Genomic DNA, 17631 nt, shown 5'->3' with positions numbered 1-17631 from the left:
CTCTCTTTACTATTAAACTACAAATCACCCTATATTTTCCACAATTACTTAGTATTAATGAATAAAAGAAGAGACCATGTAATACCAACATGGTCTCTTCTTTTATTCATTTTCAATTTTATCCCGCTATTTGCTGGGCAGTAAGACCCCCACCTCAAAATTCAGCGAAAGCAAAGAAGTTAGGTGGGGGTCGGGCTAATAATCAGTGGGGGCTGAACAAAACCCCCACTGATTAAAGTTTCACTTTATATAATTAAAAATTAAATATTATTTAAGCCACTCGTTGCAAGTATTACTTAACTGCTGTAAATCTTCTATAAATTGACTCGCATCATATCCATCACAAACCGAATGATGTACTTGCAATGAAACTGGTAGCATAACCTTGTTTCCTTCATTAAAATATTTCCCACAAGTTATAATTGGCAATAGAAAATTTTCATCATTATTAATATTAAGATTAAATCCAGTAAAACTAGTCCAAGGTATACTAGAAATCGGAAATACATTAGGTGGAATATTTTCTTTCGTGAAAAAACCATGAACACTAGCATAGCATCTCATATCGTCTTCATAATTCTTATAGAAAGTGCGGAAATCACTTGAATAATCCGTCCATATACTTGAAAAAGACTTATCATCTTTATGAAAGATTGTATAACTCGGTATCATTTCCTCCCAATAGCCTAAAACTCCTTCATCGTTAAAACATGTTCGAAATTTTTTATGATTATTTACTACTCTAGAAATTAAATATATAAAAACGGGATAAAATTTTATTCCCTTTTGATATAATTCCTCTAATAACATCGTGATATCAACATTAACAGTCATACTAAATGTACATTTCAACTTTAAATAATGCTCAAAATACTGCTCTCTATTCCAATCTTCTCTATCAATTACATGAAACTTCATTCTAATAGCCTCCTAAAATTTTCTTTTTATTTTAGAAGGCTATTTCCCTTGCTTTCACCATAATTGTTCACTCCTAACAGTTTACATTTCACCCTAATTATTTATTTAATTATATAACATATGTAAGAATCAATTCACATATTTCTTGAAATCCATCCACATACTATAGATAAATCAAATGAAATTTGGAGGATACATACATGAATAACAAAAATATGAATAAAAAAGAAAATATTACTGAAAATACTACATCTATTCAAAATAATAATACTGCAAACCTTACTATTGAAGAACAAGCAATGAACGGCTTATACGGAATGCCCGAAACAACAATTGAAGATGCTGATCACGCTGCAGCTGATGATTTGACTTCAAAAAATTAATTAACTACATTGAAAAAGCCAAGGAAAATACCCTTGGCTTTTTTAACTATGCATCCACCTTTTGTATTTCTTCACTCTTTCTTGAAAGTTTACCTGGCCAAAAAGCAAATCGGCCTAACACAACTGTAATTGCGGGTACAAGTAACGGTCTTACAATAAACGTATCTAGTAATACGCCAATTGCAGTTACAATACCAAATTGAACTAATACTTGAATTGGAAGTGTACCTAACACTGCAAAAGTTCCTGCTAAAATTAAACCTGCCGATGTAATAACACTACCTGTTTGTATTACACCATTTTTTACTGCATCCAAGTGATTTTGTGTCTTTCTGTTTTTCCATATTTCTGAAACCATAAAGATATTATAATCTTCACCTAAAGCAACTAAAAATACGAATGCGTACAACGGTATCGCACCTTGAATGGCCGGCGCTCCCATACCGTAATGAAGTAATATCCATCCTGCTCCTAACGCTGAGAAGAATGATAAGACAACAGTTACAATTAAATAAATCATCGCAACAACCGATCGTAAGTAGACAAGTAATAATAAAGCGATAATGCTAATCATTACTGGAATAATTACTGATTCATCACGTTCAGTAATTTGCTTTGTATCATATAATGAAGCTGTTTCTCCACCAATCCACAATTGCTCTTCAGCATTACTAATCCCAGCATCTTTTAATACTTTTTCTACATTACTTTTCAATTTAGGAATTTGATCTAACGCTTCAATTGAGTATGGATTTTCCGCTAAAGAAACTTCATACATTTGTATTTGCTTATTTTCTTTTCCCTCTTTTGGCTCTTTCACTGTATTTATGAAAGAAAATTTCTCTAGTTCTTGTTTAATAGGAAGCTCTTTTCCTTTCGTATCAACAACAACTTTTACTGGTGCTAGTTCACCAGCTGAGAAATGATCACTAATTAACGTAAACCCTTCACGAGAAGGCATATCCTTTGGAAACGATTCTAATAAGTCATATGTGTATTGAATACGTGGTACGAACGAAGCCAATCCACCTAATACAAACACAGTTAGCATAATTATTGTCCACGGTCTTCGTACTACTACATCTCCAAGTTTTTTACTAAAGGAGCCTTTTGATTTTTCAACTTTTACAGCCCTCTTTTTCTTTCTTGCAAACTCCTCATTCATTGAAGTTGTTCTCGGTATAAACGGGAAAAATGCAATCCTACCGAAAATTAATAATAGTGCTGGTAAAATCGTTAAAGCCGCGATTCCCATTATAAATACAGCAACACTAAATGGTACTGCAAATCGATGAAAGGCACCATAATGAGCAAGTAATAATGTTCCCAAACCAAGTACAACAGTTAACGCACTCATTATAATTGCACCGCCAGAAGCTTTAATCGCAAGTTGTAATGCTTTATATTTACTTTCTTCTTCTAACAAGTACTCTCTATATCTCGAAATTAAAAATAGACAATAGTCCGTTCCAGCGCCAAACAATAATACTGTCATAATTGATATTGCTTGGGCATCTACTTTAATCCATCCGTGATCAGCTAAAAAACCGAGTGTAGGACTAATAATACCGTATGCAAAGCCAACAACAAGTATAGGTAAAATCGCTAAAATTGGTGAACGATACAGTAAAATTAACAAAACTAACACTAGTAGTACTGTAGCCACTAGCAATTTCACATCTGCTTGACTAAATAAACTAACTGCATCCGTTTGAATACCTACAGGTCCAGATAATCGAACATGTAAACCAGATTCACTTATTTTTTGTTTAAATGGATCTTCATCCACCTTACTATTCACTATTTCTCTAAACTCTTCAAGATTTCCTTTTAATATATCCGTACCAGCAGATTTATTAAAGAATACCGGTGTAACAAACGATGTACCATCTTTTGATGCACTTTTTGATAATACTTGCTCTGGGATTGTATCAAATGGTGGTAACGTTGATTGTTCTTTTAAAGGACTAACTTTTAACTCTTTATAAACGTCTTGTATGAGTTTATAATCCTGTGACTGTAATCCACCATCTCTATACCATACTACTAACAACGGATTCCCTGCATTATTCGGAAACTCTTTTTTCATAAGCGCTTCCGCTTGCTGTGACATAGCTGTTTCAGGTAAATTTTTTGGATTCGGTTCTTTCGTACTGTTTACTTGTGGTAACGTAAATGAAAGTAATAATGTAATAAGAACCCACACCGATAAAGTGATCCATTGCGTATTTTTTCCTGCTACAAGCCTCCCTAACATATGTAACGGGTGCTTTTTCATAAAAACCCACCTTCCTTTTTTCCTTCATTATTAATTATATATACTGGTAGGTTAATTAATCAAGAATGATTGAAAATTATGTTATAATTATCTCAAGAATAAATGTCAGGAGCGAATGGATTTGGAACAAAAACAACGTCCTCTCGGAAGGCCACGTCAAAATAAAAATACAAAATCTACAAAAGAAACCATTTTAGAAGTGGCAACTCGCTTATTTCTTACACAAAATTATCAAGTCGTTTCTATGGATGAAGTCGCAAAAGTTTGTGGTGTTACGAAAGCAACCGTCTACTATTACTATTCAACAAAAGCCGATTTATTTACCGCTACTATGACCCAAATGATGATACGTATACGAGAGAATATGTCTCAAATACTCTCTACAAACAAAACTTTAGAAGAAAGATTATTAGACTTCGCCAAAGTTTACTTACACGCAACGATGGATATTGATATGAAAAATTTTATGAAAGATGCTAAACTGTCGTTATCTGAAGAACAATTGAAGGAATTAAAAAATGCTGAAAATAATATGTATGAAGTGCTAGAAAAAGCACTCGATACTGCGATGCACATGGGAGAAATTCCGAAAGGAAACGCTAAATTTGTGGCTCATGCTTTCGTATCTTTATTATCAATTGGGAATTTTAAAGATGAAAATCACAATCCTATTCTGGCAAATATAGATGAATTAGCACAAGAAATCGTTTCTTTTTATTGGAATGGGTTAGCTCATTCATATTAAACTGATTTACTTTAATAAAAGAGCATGTTTAATTTTTTCAAACATGCTCTTTTATAATTTATTTATATACTAATAATCAGATTATACTTCAACGTCACTTAACAAAAAACTCCATTTTAACTTTACAAATTTTGAAGTTGAACATTTATATTCTCCTTACTTAATCCCCCATGGTAACAAACTACAGATTCAATATGTAAATTTAAATACTTCTTCAAAGACTGCTTTGCTTCCTTAATATTTATAGTTGTTGGGGCGTGAATTCCTCCTAACATCCCATTCACACTATACATAGAGTCTCCTGCAATAAGAATTTTGCTTTGTTTCAAATATAAACTAATATGACCCGGAGTATGCCCTGGAGTATGAAGAATTAGTATTCCACCGCAATACGGAAGTTCTTGCCCGTCAATCACAGTATCACTCACTTTTCCTTTTGGGCGGTTCTCTACATTTCCGTCCTTCAATAAAGGTAAATCCCCCTCGATATATGGCTTATCTAGTTCGTGCGCATAAACTTTAATATTACTTCGACAGCGCTGCAACAATTCTGGCAGACTACCTATATGATCAATATCCTGATGCGTCAAAATCACGACTTTTAACTTATCAAATGATACCCCAATCTTTTCCATCTCTACTTGTATATCTTCAATTTGTCCTGGGAAACCCGTATCTATTAATACTGCCATTTCATCATCCCATAAAAGAATTGGATGAATAACAAATTCTTGAAATTCAAGTTGTAACATTTCTATCCCTTTAGCAATCTCCATACAGCCATTCTCCTTTATATTGAAGTTTGAAAATATGTACGAGTAAACTGAAAATATAAAGTGAAACTTTAATCCGTGGGGTTTTACTACCCGACAAATAGCGGGATAAAGCACCTCTATCTTATAATATGTTTTGTCATCCCAATAGAGAATGCTTCAAACCCTATAGATTCATAGTAAGATTGCAATTTTTCTACACACATAAGTTGTGGAATAACCTTATTTTGTTCACAGTGCTGGATTAATCGTTTCACTATTTCTTTTCCGATGCCACTAGACTGATATTTTGGCAATACACCAACTCCACAAATAATGCCTGTTATGACTCCATCTGATATGACACGCCCCATCCCTACTAACCTCTTATCATCAAAAACAGAAATTGCATACCAACTTTGCTTACACATTCGTTCTAACTCGTTAACCGTTAATTTAAGAGAATTCCATCCTAAAGATTCGTATAAGGATAATAATCCATTAAAATCTGTAGGATGTTCACTTGTGTAGCGTATACTATTTTCCATGTCAATACTCCCTATTCTCAGGCTTGTTTTTATTTCATAAAATTCCCTTTACACAAATCTGATCGATGTAAAAATAACTAGAACAAACTTCAATAAGAAAGATAGAATTCCTTCTCAATATAAAATAAAAAGAAGTTATCTCACTTAAGATAACTTCTTTTATATAAGACTCTCATTATATTATCAACCAAAAAATATACAACTGCATACGATTAGCACAAACAAAACTAATAAACCATTTGAGAAATAACCCATTGAATACTACCCCTTTATTAAATTATGTAAAAGATTTTATCATAAAATGATTTACAACTTAATAACTGAAAAAGACATTGTATTCATTAGTTACGTATATTTAGTAATATTTTAATTTCCAGTCATATTCTCCTTATCTAAAAACACTTCTCATAATCCTATACTTAAATTCTTATAATCTCAAAACAATAAATAAAGAAGACCTCGACATATCGATGTTTTCTTTTCAACTATGCTAATTGCTAACTCACGTTTTTTTATTAAATAGATACAAACCTTTCACAAACAGGGCATATAAGAAAAGCATTCCCTACTGCATAAATATATAATCTGAACATTAACACATTTCCTTTATATTCTTTAAATCTCATCTTCAGTTATTTTAATAGCTTTCTTATTCAAAAATAGATTTTTAAAAATTCCTACTCCCACAATTAATAAACCTATACCAACTAATTTATTTATTTGTAATGGAATGCTCTCCATTCCAAATAATCCGAATGTATCAATGAATAACGCAACGACCAATTGAGTAATAAGACTAATTAGCACCGTATATGCTGGACCTAAGCTCTTTATTGCACCCATTATGCAAATAATTAACCCGATGCCAAACAGTCCACTTACATAAAACAAATAATTTGTAGTATACACTTTAATGTTACTACTGTTTTCTGTAATGATATAAAATAGAATAGAACTAATGAGACCTATTCCAAGGACACATGTAGTCGTTAACCACTGTCCTACATTTTCATTTACTTTTGCATTAAAAACAGATTGTAAGCTAATTAATATTCCTGCTAATATGGCTAAACTAAATCCAATCAAAATCTTCCTCTCCCTTTCATTGCTCATATATATTATCTTTAGCGACTTCCTTCATTCTAGAAAAATCCTTAATTACAATAACTCCATTACTCTTTTCAATTAGTTTTTCATTATAAAATCTTTGTAATACCCGAATTACGTGCCTATAACTTACCCCTATAAAATCTGCAATACTCGTTACCGAAGTTGCATCCAAATCCCCTTTATACATATTCCCGTTACTATCTGTTGAAATTGAAAGTAAATAACTAGCTACACGTACTTCTACAGGATACAGTAAATTAAGAGCAGTAAAACGAGTCGATATTTTTAACGTGTTCGCAATGTTTTCAAGCAAGAACTTCATAAATATAGGATCATGTAATAACTTGTTTCTAATAACCGTATTAGAAATAGAGATTGCTACAACATCTGAACAAGCTTCAACGACATTATGTGCTTTGCTATTTTGAATTAATTCAATATCACCAACAATGGCCAATGGATTGATAAAGCGAAGAATTAGTTTCTTCCCTTCAGGTGTAATCGTATAAACTTTTACTTTACCTTTAACAACAAAATATAAACGATCCATTTCGTCATCTATATTGCAAATAAGCTCGCCTTTTTCAAAGTGATTTATTTGAAAATACGCTGTATCTATTTCTGAAAATACCTCGAGCGTTTTATTGTTTTTTAAATAATGCGTAATTAAACTTGATCTATCCCACATATTCATTTCCCCCTTTCATTTACATATTAAATAAAACAATACCTATAATCATTACTATTGTTCCCACAATATGATATCTCTCCATCTGTATCTTTTTTATATGAAACAGTCCTTTCATTTCAATAACTGTTGCCGTTAACAATTGAGCAACCATTAGTGTACCAGCTGTCAATGTAACTCCTAATGAATATATCGACATAGTTTCTGCACAAATAATGAATCCACCAAATGCACCCGCTGCTAAATATACTTTTTTCACACTCTTTAAATCTGTTACTTTCTCTTCTTTCTTTAACAAAAATACAGTTGTTGCAATAATGAATCCAATTAAATGGGTTATAATACTCGTCGACCATATACCGATATGTGAACTAAGTTTCGCATTAAAGGTTCCTTGAAGTGTTATAAATATCCCCGCAAAAACAGCAAATATAATACCTTTCAAAAAATCATCTCCTCATCTTTTATTTCTGACTTAATTAAAAGCTATAATCCTATAATGGCAAAAGGACAAATGTCACATCACTATGAAAATAACTAGGAATGAACAAAAAACCACACCTCAAAAATGCGAGGTGTGGTTTTTATTTGTATATAATGTTTTTTAAATTATAATTACGCTACATTAAAAGATTTCTTTTTCATAACAAACTTTGCAAATAAGAAACGCACAAGCGGTCCCATAATAATTAATTGTAATGGATATGCCATTATGAAATTTTTAATAAAAATTGAAACATAAATTGAAACAAATGAATCTCCTTGTAGTCCACCATGTAAATGCATCATAGCCATACCGAAAAATGACATAAAGAACACCATTCCGATTACCATAGTTGTCGCCATCGCAACGATAATATTTATTTTCTTAGATTTATCAAATGGTAACATAAATACAATTTTTTTCGCACAAGGTCCAACGATACATATTTCAATTAATAGCGCAATAATAAATCCAATCAATAGTTCTAATGCAATCTCTTTAATATAAATTGGTCCTCCTGCTTCATTCATTAGTAAATTGTAAAACGTCATTACGATAACCATCCCAAGGCACATCATCATGCCAAATTGGAGGTTTTCCTTTCTTGTTGTTGGCAAACTTCATCATCCTTTCTCTTTGAGTCTTTGTCATTATATCGACATTGGAAACCCCTTCGTAAGTGAACATTTTGTGAACAAACTTAAAACGTTTTCATATATTCTCTTTACTTTCATCTCAAATTCTAACTTTTACTTATAAAGGTTTTATATATTTCGATGTTGAATTACTAAATTTAAACATTACTACTAGGAGGAGAACCATGAATGAACAAGAATTTTTCGTATATCATATCGTAACAAAGAAAAAAATGCATATCGGACAAATCATTCCTGTTAACAAAAATCAACACAATACTCTATATCACTTCTTTTTTGAAAGAGAACAATTAAATGCTAGTGGTGAAGATGGCATACAAATTTTAAATAATCACTATAAAAATGAAGAATTACATATAAATAATGAAAATGCTAAAGTAATTATGAGTTATATGGATCAAACAATTAGAGCAGTTAGAGAAACAATTGTAGAAATGGTTAGACTACAAGAATTCCCTAAATACCCTTCCAGGTTATCTTGCTTATATGCTGCTAAAAGCTATGAAGATGCTTTAAAATGGAAAGCATTATTTGATTCTTACAATCGAGAAGTTTTACAGATTGTTAAACTACGAGTAATCGGAAGTTCTTTTGAAGGTGACGGTAATCTTTTACCGAAAGAAGATGGTATTCCTTTTTCTCAAAAATTCGAACAAGCTAGAGAGTATTGGAAAGGAAATATTAGAAATGAGCTTCCTGAGCTACTGATTAATGGAGAAATTGAAGTTGTGGAAATTGTTGATGACTTCTCCTCAATTCATATTTAATTTCTAACTAAATCATATAGGATGGAGATTACAATGAAGAAAAAAGTGTACTTCAATCATGATGGCGGCGTAGATGATTTAATTTCATTATTTTTATTACTTCAAATGGAAAACGTTGAGCTTACCGGTGTATCTGTTATCCCAGCAGACTGCTATTTAGAACCCGCAATGTCTGCCAGTCGTAAAATTATCGATCGCTTCGGCAAAGGTAATATTGCAGTAGCCGCTTCAAACTCTCGCGGGCAAAACCCGTTTCCAAAAGACTGGCGGATGCATGCATTTTATGTAGATGCTTTACCAATTTTAAATGAGTCTGGAAAAGTTGTAACACCCGTGGCGGCAAAACCCGCGCATCATCATTTAATAGAAATACTTCTACAAACGGAAGGAAAAACAACTTTATTATTTTCTGGGCCCCTAACTGACCTTGCTCGTGCATTATATGAAGCTCCCATAATCGAAGATAAAATTGAACGTCTCGTTTGGATGGGTGGTACATTTCTTACAGCAGGCAATGTACATGAACCAGAGCATGATGGAACAGCTGAGTGGAATTCGTTTTGGGACCCTAAAGCAGTGGCTCGTGTATGGGATGCAAAAATTAAAATCGACTTAGTGACACTAGAAAGTACAAACCAAGTTCCGTTAACTATAAACATACGTGAACAGTGGGCAAAAGAACGAAAGTATATTGGTATGGATTTCCTTGGTCAATGCTATGCAATGGTTCCCCCTCTCGTTCACTTCTCAACGAACTCTACCTACTATTTATGGGATGTACTAACTACCGCGCTTGTCGGAAACACTAACCTTGCAAAAACTGAAACAATTAATAGTATCGTTCATACATACGGACCAAGCCAAGGACGTACAGAGGAAGCTGCTAATGGACGACCTGTAAATGTCGTTTACGATGTAAAACATGATACTTTCTTCGAGTATATTACTGAATTAGCAAAGAAAGCTTCTACCTGAACCCCTATAAAGTGATATAACTTCAGATAACGAGCCCTAATTTTAGAAATTGGTTGTAACTAGATATTTAACTATTAAAAAGAGTATTGAATTAAATTTCAATACTCTTTTTGTGCAATTTAATTATATTTGATTAATGTAGTGTCTTACAGATTATTCATTTCATAACCATTGACAAAATACGTTATTGTTTCTAACTCATCTGCATTTAATTCTCTATCTAGCTCTTGTTTATACGCTGTCTTTATCTTCTCTTCATCGCCTTTATGAGCTTCTGTATATGTTCCTACTGTTTTTAGCAAATGAATTTCTTGTAAAAACTCGTCTCGATTTATAGCTGTCCCATGAGAAAGAATATATGTCTCAGCATCAAATTTCTCTAATTCATCTATCAATTTAAACGTTCTTTTCTTCGTATCGTTCCACTTTGAAGAAAAAATATCTGCATATATACAATCTCCTACAAACAATATCTTTTCTTCTTTTATATACATAACAACTGAATCATGCGCATGATCTCCGCCCACATGTTTTAACACGCATGTCACTTCACCAAGGTCTAATTCCATTTGATCCTGGAACGTTAAGGTTGGAGGAATAATGTTAATATTTCTCGCTTTTTCTTCAAACTCTTTCTTGATACAATCCGCACAAAATGCAATTTCAGTACCCTCTTTTACGCGTGCGTCCAACGCTTCATCTGTCCATTCATAAGATACTATTGCCTGCATTTCTTTTTTCGTTTCAGCGTGCGAAATAGTTAATGCATTCCGTAATACGGATAATCCAAAAATATGGTCCCAATGCCAATGCGTTAATGCTACAAAATCAGGATTCGATATATTTTGTTCTTTTAACATTTCTAAAAATAATTGTGCATGTTCTTCTGAATTTCCTGCATCAATCATTAACGTTTTTTCTTGTCCAACGACCATTCCTAAGATAGGCCTATCTGTTTCAGAAACAGGTGTCATATACCAAAATGAGTTTCCTATTTTTTTAATTTGTTGCATAACCAATTCCCCTTTTCATTTTCTCACTTAAAATTAATATATAAATTATAACGAATCACTACTTTTTTCTCTATAATCAAACACAATTACTTGGACTAATCTAACTTTCCTTTTCGTAAGCTAAAAATAAGGGAATAGAATCGGAGTGTGATACTATGGAACGTTTATGGATTCCAATGATTGTAACATTTTTTTCGTTCGGTGGATTACTATTAGGAGGTGCTGTTGGAGTAGCAACACGCCAACTTATTGAAGAAAAGATGCACCGTTTATACGCATTATGTGGTGGTATTTTACTTGGGCTTTTATCCCTTGAAATTATTCCTGAAACATTTTCAAGCTACGAAATGGTTGGGCCTATACTTGGTATAGCTATCGGTATTTTAGTTATGAGCTTATTAGATAACTATTGTCACCATCCAATGATACATAAAAAAGATCAACAAGCATGGCAAACCTTCCTTTTTCTCTCTTTCGCTATATTTATTCATAATATACCTAGTGGATTTGCGTTAGGTACAGCTTTTATAAATCATAATGACTCTGCCATTCCCTTTTTAATAGCAATTGTCGTTCACCATATTCCAGAAGGATTAGCTTTAATTATTCCATTTCTTTTTACAAAACATAAATATATTTCCTTTTTATTAACGACTTTATTACTTTCTCTTATTCTCGGTACTGGCACAGTTTTTGGAATTTTGATGGAAGGAAAAGCTCTTCATCTGCAAGGGCTCATTATGGGAAGTGCTATCGGTTCACTTGGATATGTCACAATTCATGAAATGCTTTGGAAAGCTAAGAAACAGCTCTCTTTCCTTACATTTCTAATGTGGGCAACTAGTGGTTTTCTCCTAATAATAGCGTTTACTCTACTAGCTGGACATCACTAAATTAAACAAAAAAGATAGCTGAAAACAATTTGTTTTCAGCTATCTTTTTTATTCTTTCTATCTCTCTATAGAAAGAATAATTCCAACAATTATAGAACTAATTCGCTCTAAAATATTCCCTAGAAAAAACGTGCATACACTTTGTTTCCAACTAACTGTAGTATTTCTTTCATACTTCAGATCGTTTCTCTTACTAAAACATTATCATTTTAGTAATTTATTAGAAATAATATTATATTTTTCGACCATTATCCAATCTTTTCCTTCTTTATAAAAAACATAAAAAAGAGCCCTTATTCTCAACACAAGGACTCTTTTCATAAACTATTTAGCTACTTCTTCTTTCGGCATTACCATACCTTTATAAAGTTGAACAGTTATCCAGTAATACATGAAATAAATGACTAAGAAAATCCCTATCGGCACCCATACTTTTACAAACGGGTCAACTAATATAAAGCTGAATAAGTTAAGCCCTACTAATACGTGAGAAATGCCAATGATCGCTGGGAAGATAAATAAATATGAAATTTCTTTATATATACTTTTCGTTAACATACTACGTCTTACACCAATTTTTCGTAACATTTCATAACGGCGTACATCACGAGAAGCACCTGTTAATATTTTGAACATAAGGGAACTTGCCATCATTGCTAAAAAGGCAATTCCGAGGAAAAATCCCATAAACATTGTTCCGCTCATGAAGCTGTTCATAAACTGATAAATTGTCATTTTCGTAAATATGTCTACTTTTGTACCTGTTGTTTTTTCAATTTGTTCTTTTTGTCTCTTATCTATTTCAATCAATAACGGTTTATACTTTTTCATATCATCTACTTTTGCTAATGTTACAGTGTGTTCTGTTCCTTGAATTCCTTTATAATGCTCTTCGTCTGCAATTCTTACTGGTTTTCCGCTAAATTGATTATGCGTAATTTGTATCTCTCTTACAACTGCGTCTTCCCAATCCTTTGGCATATGAGGGAATTTTGCTAATTCAGGAGCCTCTAAAGCTGAATATACAGGTTCAGTTAAAGGTTCAGTCACACGTTTACGAACAGGCTCTTTTAACGTTTTTGTATCAAAATGGTCTGAAACAAGTGGTGGTTTCGCAGTTAAGTCGTTACGTAAATAATAAACCGCTTCTCCATCTACTTTATAGTTGTACTTGCTTTCTTCAACAATTTCCATTTCTTTTAAGGCAGCTTTGTCTTGATCATTCGGATCATGAATTACAACATCATATACACGAGAAAAGTCTGTCATAATACCTACATTTTTTTGGAAAGCCATACCTGCAGTCATCGCACCTGCTCCTAATGCAATTAACATCGCTACAGTGCCCAATACTCTCGATAAACTATTTACTCGAAAGCGTAGCTGTGCATATGTAAAACTATTTAAGCCCGTTTCATTTCGCTTTTTATTCCCCTTAATTTTCATCACAAAAAATGGGAGTAATGAACTAAAGATAAAATATGTTCCAAGTGTTGTAACGATGGTTGCTATAATAAAACCTAATTCAGCATATATTTTTACATTGATCATAAAATAGTACCCTGTACTTACTAGTAATACACCAAGTACTGTCATTATTATAATGCGAGTTTTACTTTTCTTCACTTCATCTAGTGTTTCATCTTCACGAATTAACTCTAGTTCAGTTTTACGTAACAATCGGACACCGTTCATTAAGCCAGTAATGAAAAATAGTATTAAGAAGAAAATAGCTGTAACTAAAATTGCTGGTGTGTATACAGATGCATAACTACCTTTTGCTGAAATTTCCATTCCATTCATTAAAAAGTTTCCTGCTACACTTGCAAGTAACATCCCTACTAAAATACCGATAATAATACTGACAATACCCATACCGAATGTTTCAATAAATAATAACTGTGCTACTTTTTTCTTTTTTGCACCAAGCATCATGTACATACCGAGTTCTTTTCTTCTTAACGTGAGTAAGAAAGAGTTGGCATATATAATATAAAATACAGTAATGAAAGATAATAGTATTGCACCTACCCAAAAGACGAGTCTAATACTACTAATTAGGCTATTATCTTTCGTAAATTCACTATTCATCGCCATCGTTTGGAACATGTAGAAAATACTAATACTAATAACGAGGCCAATAAGTAAAACCATATAATCTTTTAACATCTTTTTCATACTATGACGTGATAATTTAAATAACATAGTTTCGCCCCCTACTTAGACTCAGCAGCTGAGCCCATATGAGCGAGCACACCTAAAATGTCTTGATAGAAATTCTCTCGAGTGCCTTGACGATTTAATTCTTTATAAAGAAGACCATCTTGAATAAATAAAATACGCTCACAATAACTTGCACTAAATGCATCGTGTGTAACCATTAAAATACTTACATTGTGATTTTCATGTAAATCTTGCATCGCTTCTAATAAACTTTTTGCATTTTTACTATCAAGCGCTCCTGTCGGTTCATCTGCTAATACAATTGCTGGATTATGTACTAAAGCTCGTGCTGCCGCTGTTCTTTGCTTTTGTCCTCCAGAAACAGCCGTCGGATATTTTTTTAAAATTTCAGTGATGCCTAATTTCTTCGCAACGTCATTTACCTTCCCAGTAATCTCACTTGATGGTACGCCTTGCAAAGAAAGTGGTAAAGCTATATTTTCATAAATTGATAAGTTTTCTAGTAGATTAAAATCTTGAAAAATGAAACCTAATTTTTGAGAGCGAAAATCAGATAACGCATTGCCCTTCATAGAAGTAATATTTGTACCAACTATCGTCACACTACCACCTGTCGCTTGGTCAAGTGTACTTATCACATTAAGTAACGTCGTTTTTCCAGACCCAGAAGGTCCCATGATCCCGACAAATTCTCCTTCTTTAATACTTAACGATACACCCCTTAATGCTTTTGACTGATTCTCATTTCTTTTTCCATACGTTTTTTCTACACTTTCTACAGTAACTACATTTGCTGACATCTCTTTCACTCCATCCCTTTTGTATAAAATTAATTTCTCACATATTTCTTATTATTTTGTCATGTAAATCCTTAATAATTTTTTAATTATTCATTCAATAAGAGTTACACCCTTAACATGAATCTATTTCCTATTTCCTACTTCATATTCTCATTTTTCTACAACTCGTTCCCTCGATTTCGCTTACATTTACCTTACATTTTTGTAAGATAAAAAAGAACACACACTAATTTCTAAGAGTGTGTGTTCTTTACAATCAATATTTTCTATTCTTTATTTCCTCTTCAATACTTGCCACAAACACATCTAGCGCAACAACTTCTGACTTCTCTTCCCCATATTTACGTACATTTACAGCTCCTTTTTCCATTTCCTTATCGCCAATAACAAGAACATACGGTACTTTTTGCATTTGTACTTCTCTTATTTTATATCCTAGTTTTTCATCTCGTGCATCTTGTTCAACACGAATCCCAGCTTGTGCTAATTTATGTGCAACCTCACTGGCATATTGTTCATGTACTGCATTTGAAACTGGAATTACTTTCACTTGAACTGGTGCTACCCATGCCGGGAACGCACCTCCAAAGTGCTCAATTAATATTGCTAAGAAGCGATCTAATGAACCTAAAACTGCCCGATGAATAACAACTGGTCTTTTCTTTTCATTATTTTCATCTATATAATTTAAATCAAATTTCTCTGGCATTTGGAAATCAAGCTGGATTGTTCCGCACTGGTGACTTCTATTTAAAGCATCTTTAATATGAAAATCAATTTTCGGCCCGTAAAATGCACCGTCACCTTCATTTAGTCTATATTTATAATTTAGCGATTGTAATACATTTTCTAATGCTGCTTCTGCTTGCTCCCATAACTTATCATCCCCCATTGAATCTTCTGGACGAGTAGAAAGCTCTACTTCATATTCGAATCCAAAAGTTTTATAAACGTAATCAATTTGCGCCATTACTGATTTAATTTCATCTTCAATTTGTTTTGGAGTTACAAATAAATGTGCATCATCTTGGCAGAAAGTACGTACTCTTAATAACCCGTTTAATGCACCACTAAATTCATGGCGATGTACTTGACCAAATTCACACATACGAATCGGTAATTCACGATAAGAATGCAATTTATTTTTAAACATAAGCATGTGCCCTGGACAGTTCATCGGTTTTAATGCAAAACTTTTATTATCTACTTCAGAGAAATACATATTATCTTTATAATGTCCCCAGTGCCCTGATCTCTCCCATACTTCTTGGTTCATCATGAACGGAGTGCGTACTTCTTGATACTTATACTCTTTTTGAATTTCTCTTAAAAATGCTTCCAATTCGTTACGAATCATTTGTCCTTTCGGTAAATAAAATGGCATCCCCGGAGCCTCTTCAGAAAACATAAATAACTCAAGCTCACTGCCTAACTTACGATGATTTCTTTTTGCTGCTTCTTCAACGAAATGTAAATACTCTTCTAATTCTTTTTGAGAAGAGAATGCAACGCCATATATACGCTGAAGCACTTGGTTATTACTATCACCTCGCCAATATGCACCGGAAACGTGAGTTAATTGAAATGCTTTCAAATAACCTGTAGATGGTAAATGTGGTCCTCTACATAAATCTACAAATTCCCCTTGTTTATATAGTGTTACACTTTCCCCACTAGGAATTGCTTCTAAAAGTTCTAATTTCAAGAGATCGTTCATTTCTTGAAACAGTTTAGCTGCTTCTTCTCGAGAAACCTCAACTCGTTCTATCTTTATATTTTCATTTGTGATCTTTTTCATTTCTTTTTCGATTTTTCGTAAATCTTCCATGTTTACACTACTTGGAAGATCCATATCATAATAAAATCCATTTTCAATAACAGGCCCTACTCCAAGATTTATATCACCATACATTCTTTTTACAGCTTGCGCTAAAATATGTGCTGCTGAGTGTCTTGCAATTTCTACCCCTTCATTTGAATCTATAGTAATGATTTCCACTTCCGCATTTTCTTCAATATTTCGGCGTAAATCATATAATCCATCATTTACTTTCCCCGCGACTGCTTTCTTTTTCAAACTACTGCTAATGGATCCCGCAATTTCTTCTAAAGTAATTCCTTTTACAAATTCTTTCACGCTACCATCTGGAAATTTAATTTCAATCATTTGTTCTTTCATTTTTCATCTCTCCATTTCATAATAAAAAGCACACTCATCCCTAAAATAGGGACGAGCGTGCTTATACCCGTGGTTCCACCCAGATTCCCATTGTGAACAAACAATGGCTTCTTTTACGGTAACGTCGTTTATACGGCACTAGATACTTAATTTCCCCAGTGCAGCTCTAAGGTGGTAAGTTATTTTTCTGCGTTAGGAAGTTCTCAGCTTTCCTTCCTTCTCTGTATAACCGGGGAAAATAACTCGTGTCCTTTTCTT

Annotated in this window: 17 protein-coding genes and 1 other annotated feature (1 of these 18 only partly in view); of the genes, 5 read left to right on the top strand and 12 right to left on the bottom strand. The window is 33.0% G+C overall.

All coding sequences use genetic code 11. The annotated features are described in order from the left end of the window. Positions 1-267 precede the first annotated feature (267 nt). Positions 268-918, bottom strand: a complete 651-nt coding sequence (gene catA, locus ACTFRH_RS08100) for a type A chloramphenicol O-acetyltransferase (protein ID WP_000668527.1) — start codon at positions 916-918, stop codon at positions 268-270. Positions 919-1118: 200 nt separating this feature from the next. On the opposite strand from catA, the gene ACTFRH_RS08095 reads away from it, so the two are divergent. Further along, positions 1119-1301: a DUF4021 domain-containing protein gene (locus ACTFRH_RS08095; RefSeq protein WP_001060656.1), complete on the top strand. Its 183-nt coding sequence runs from the start codon at positions 1119-1121 to the stop codon at positions 1299-1301. A 46-nt stretch (positions 1302-1347) separates the two neighbouring features. Here ACTFRH_RS08095 and ACTFRH_RS08090 read toward each other — a convergent pair whose 3' ends face one another. Further along, positions 1348-3579, bottom strand: coding sequence for an MMPL family transporter (locus tag ACTFRH_RS08090; RefSeq protein WP_000716582.1), 2232 nt, complete (start codon positions 3577-3579; stop codon positions 1348-1350). A gap of 121 nt (positions 3580-3700) precedes the next feature. Here ACTFRH_RS08090 and ACTFRH_RS08085 point away from each other — a divergent pair, with 121 nt between their 5' ends. Next, positions 3701-4324, top strand: a complete 624-nt coding sequence (locus ACTFRH_RS08085; RefSeq protein ID WP_000436038.1) for a TetR/AcrR family transcriptional regulator — start codon at positions 3701-3703, stop codon at positions 4322-4324. 122 nt (positions 4325-4446) lie between these two features. On the opposite strand, the gene ACTFRH_RS08080 is transcribed toward ACTFRH_RS08085, so the two are convergent. From ACTFRH_RS08080 to ACTFRH_RS08055, 6 genes are all read right to left on the bottom strand, one after another. Beyond that, entirely contained in the window at positions 4447-5100 is a 654-nt protein-coding gene (locus tag ACTFRH_RS08080; RefSeq protein WP_000401468.1) for an MBL fold metallo-hydrolase, read from the bottom strand. Positions 5101-5216: 116 nt separating this feature from the next. Beyond that, the gene (locus tag ACTFRH_RS08075) at positions 5217-5624 is read right to left on the bottom strand and encodes a GNAT family N-acetyltransferase (RefSeq protein ID WP_000431734.1); all 408 of its coding nucleotides are present in this window, start codon (positions 5622-5624) and stop codon (positions 5217-5219) included. Between the two features lie 615 nt (positions 5625-6239). Next, positions 6240-6710 (bottom strand): DMT family transporter, encoded by a 471-nt coding sequence (locus ACTFRH_RS08070; protein WP_000579015.1) that lies wholly within the window; start codon positions 6708-6710, stop codon positions 6240-6242. 16 nt (positions 6711-6726) lie between these two features. Beyond that, complete coding sequence (locus ACTFRH_RS08065) at positions 6727-7422, bottom strand: Crp/Fnr family transcriptional regulator (RefSeq protein WP_000263514.1); 696 nt, start codon at positions 7420-7422, stop codon at positions 6727-6729. A gap of 19 nt (positions 7423-7441) precedes the next feature. After that, positions 7442-7867 carry a DMT family transporter gene (locus ACTFRH_RS08060; protein WP_000676016.1) on the bottom strand — a complete coding sequence of 142 codons (426 nt, stop codon included), beginning with the start codon at positions 7865-7867 and terminating at the stop codon, positions 7442-7444. A gap of 170 nt (positions 7868-8037) precedes the next feature. Next, positions 8038-8523 (bottom strand): DUF2798 domain-containing protein, encoded by a 486-nt coding sequence (locus ACTFRH_RS08055; protein WP_002164010.1) that lies wholly within the window; start codon positions 8521-8523, stop codon positions 8038-8040. 203 nt (positions 8524-8726) lie between these two features. Between ACTFRH_RS08055 and ACTFRH_RS08050 the strand changes: the two genes are divergently transcribed. Together ACTFRH_RS08050 and ACTFRH_RS08045 are read left to right on the top strand one after the other, a co-directional pair. Next, positions 8727-9329 carry a DUF2441 domain-containing protein gene (locus ACTFRH_RS08050; protein ID WP_001005207.1) on the top strand — a complete coding sequence of 201 codons (603 nt, stop codon included), beginning with the start codon at positions 8727-8729 and terminating at the stop codon, positions 9327-9329. A 21-nt stretch (positions 9330-9350) separates the two neighbouring features. Then, a complete protein-coding gene (locus tag ACTFRH_RS08045; RefSeq protein ID WP_003301141.1) occupies positions 9351-10304 on the top strand; it encodes a nucleoside hydrolase in 954 nt (317 codons plus the stop codon). A 146-nt stretch (positions 10305-10450) separates the two neighbouring features. Here ACTFRH_RS08045 and ACTFRH_RS08040 read toward each other — a convergent pair whose 3' ends face one another. Beyond that, positions 10451-11317: an MBL fold metallo-hydrolase gene (locus ACTFRH_RS08040; protein ID WP_001184111.1), complete on the bottom strand. Its 867-nt coding sequence runs from the start codon at positions 11315-11317 to the stop codon at positions 10451-10453. 155 nt (positions 11318-11472) lie between these two features. Between ACTFRH_RS08040 and ACTFRH_RS08035 the strand changes: the two genes are divergently transcribed. Beyond that, positions 11473-12210 (top strand): ZIP family metal transporter, encoded by a 738-nt coding sequence (locus ACTFRH_RS08035; protein WP_000440631.1) that lies wholly within the window; start codon positions 11473-11475, stop codon positions 12208-12210. Positions 12211-12534: 324 nt separating this feature from the next. On the opposite strand, the gene ACTFRH_RS08030 is transcribed toward ACTFRH_RS08035, so the two are convergent. The 3 genes from ACTFRH_RS08030 to thrS form a co-directional block, all read right to left on the bottom strand. Next, positions 12535-14415 carry an FtsX-like permease family protein gene (locus ACTFRH_RS08030; RefSeq protein ID WP_000897850.1) on the bottom strand — a complete coding sequence of 627 codons (1881 nt, stop codon included), beginning with the start codon at positions 14413-14415 and terminating at the stop codon, positions 12535-12537. Positions 14416-14426: 11 nt separating this feature from the next. Continuing rightward, a complete protein-coding gene (locus tag ACTFRH_RS08025; protein WP_001275723.1) occupies positions 14427-15194 on the bottom strand; it encodes an ABC transporter ATP-binding protein in 768 nt (255 codons plus the stop codon). A gap of 256 nt (positions 15195-15450) precedes the next feature. Beyond that, on the bottom strand, positions 15451-17373 hold the full coding sequence (gene thrS, locus ACTFRH_RS08020) for a threonine--tRNA ligase (RefSeq protein WP_000663060.1): 1923 nt from the start codon (positions 17371-17373) through the stop codon (positions 15451-15453). Between the two features lie 44 nt (positions 17374-17417). Continuing rightward, positions 17418-17631, bottom strand: a binding site (T-box leader) (it continues 9 nt past the right edge of the window).

The organism is Bacillus cereus group sp. MYBK216-1 (genome assembly GCF_051916495.1).
In the GTDB taxonomy this organism is placed as follows: domain Bacteria; phylum Bacillota; class Bacilli; order Bacillales; family Bacillaceae_G; genus Bacillus_A; species Bacillus_A thuringiensis_K.
Note: the sequence above shows the minus strand (reverse complement) of the source record. Positions and strands in the feature narration are given on the sequence as shown.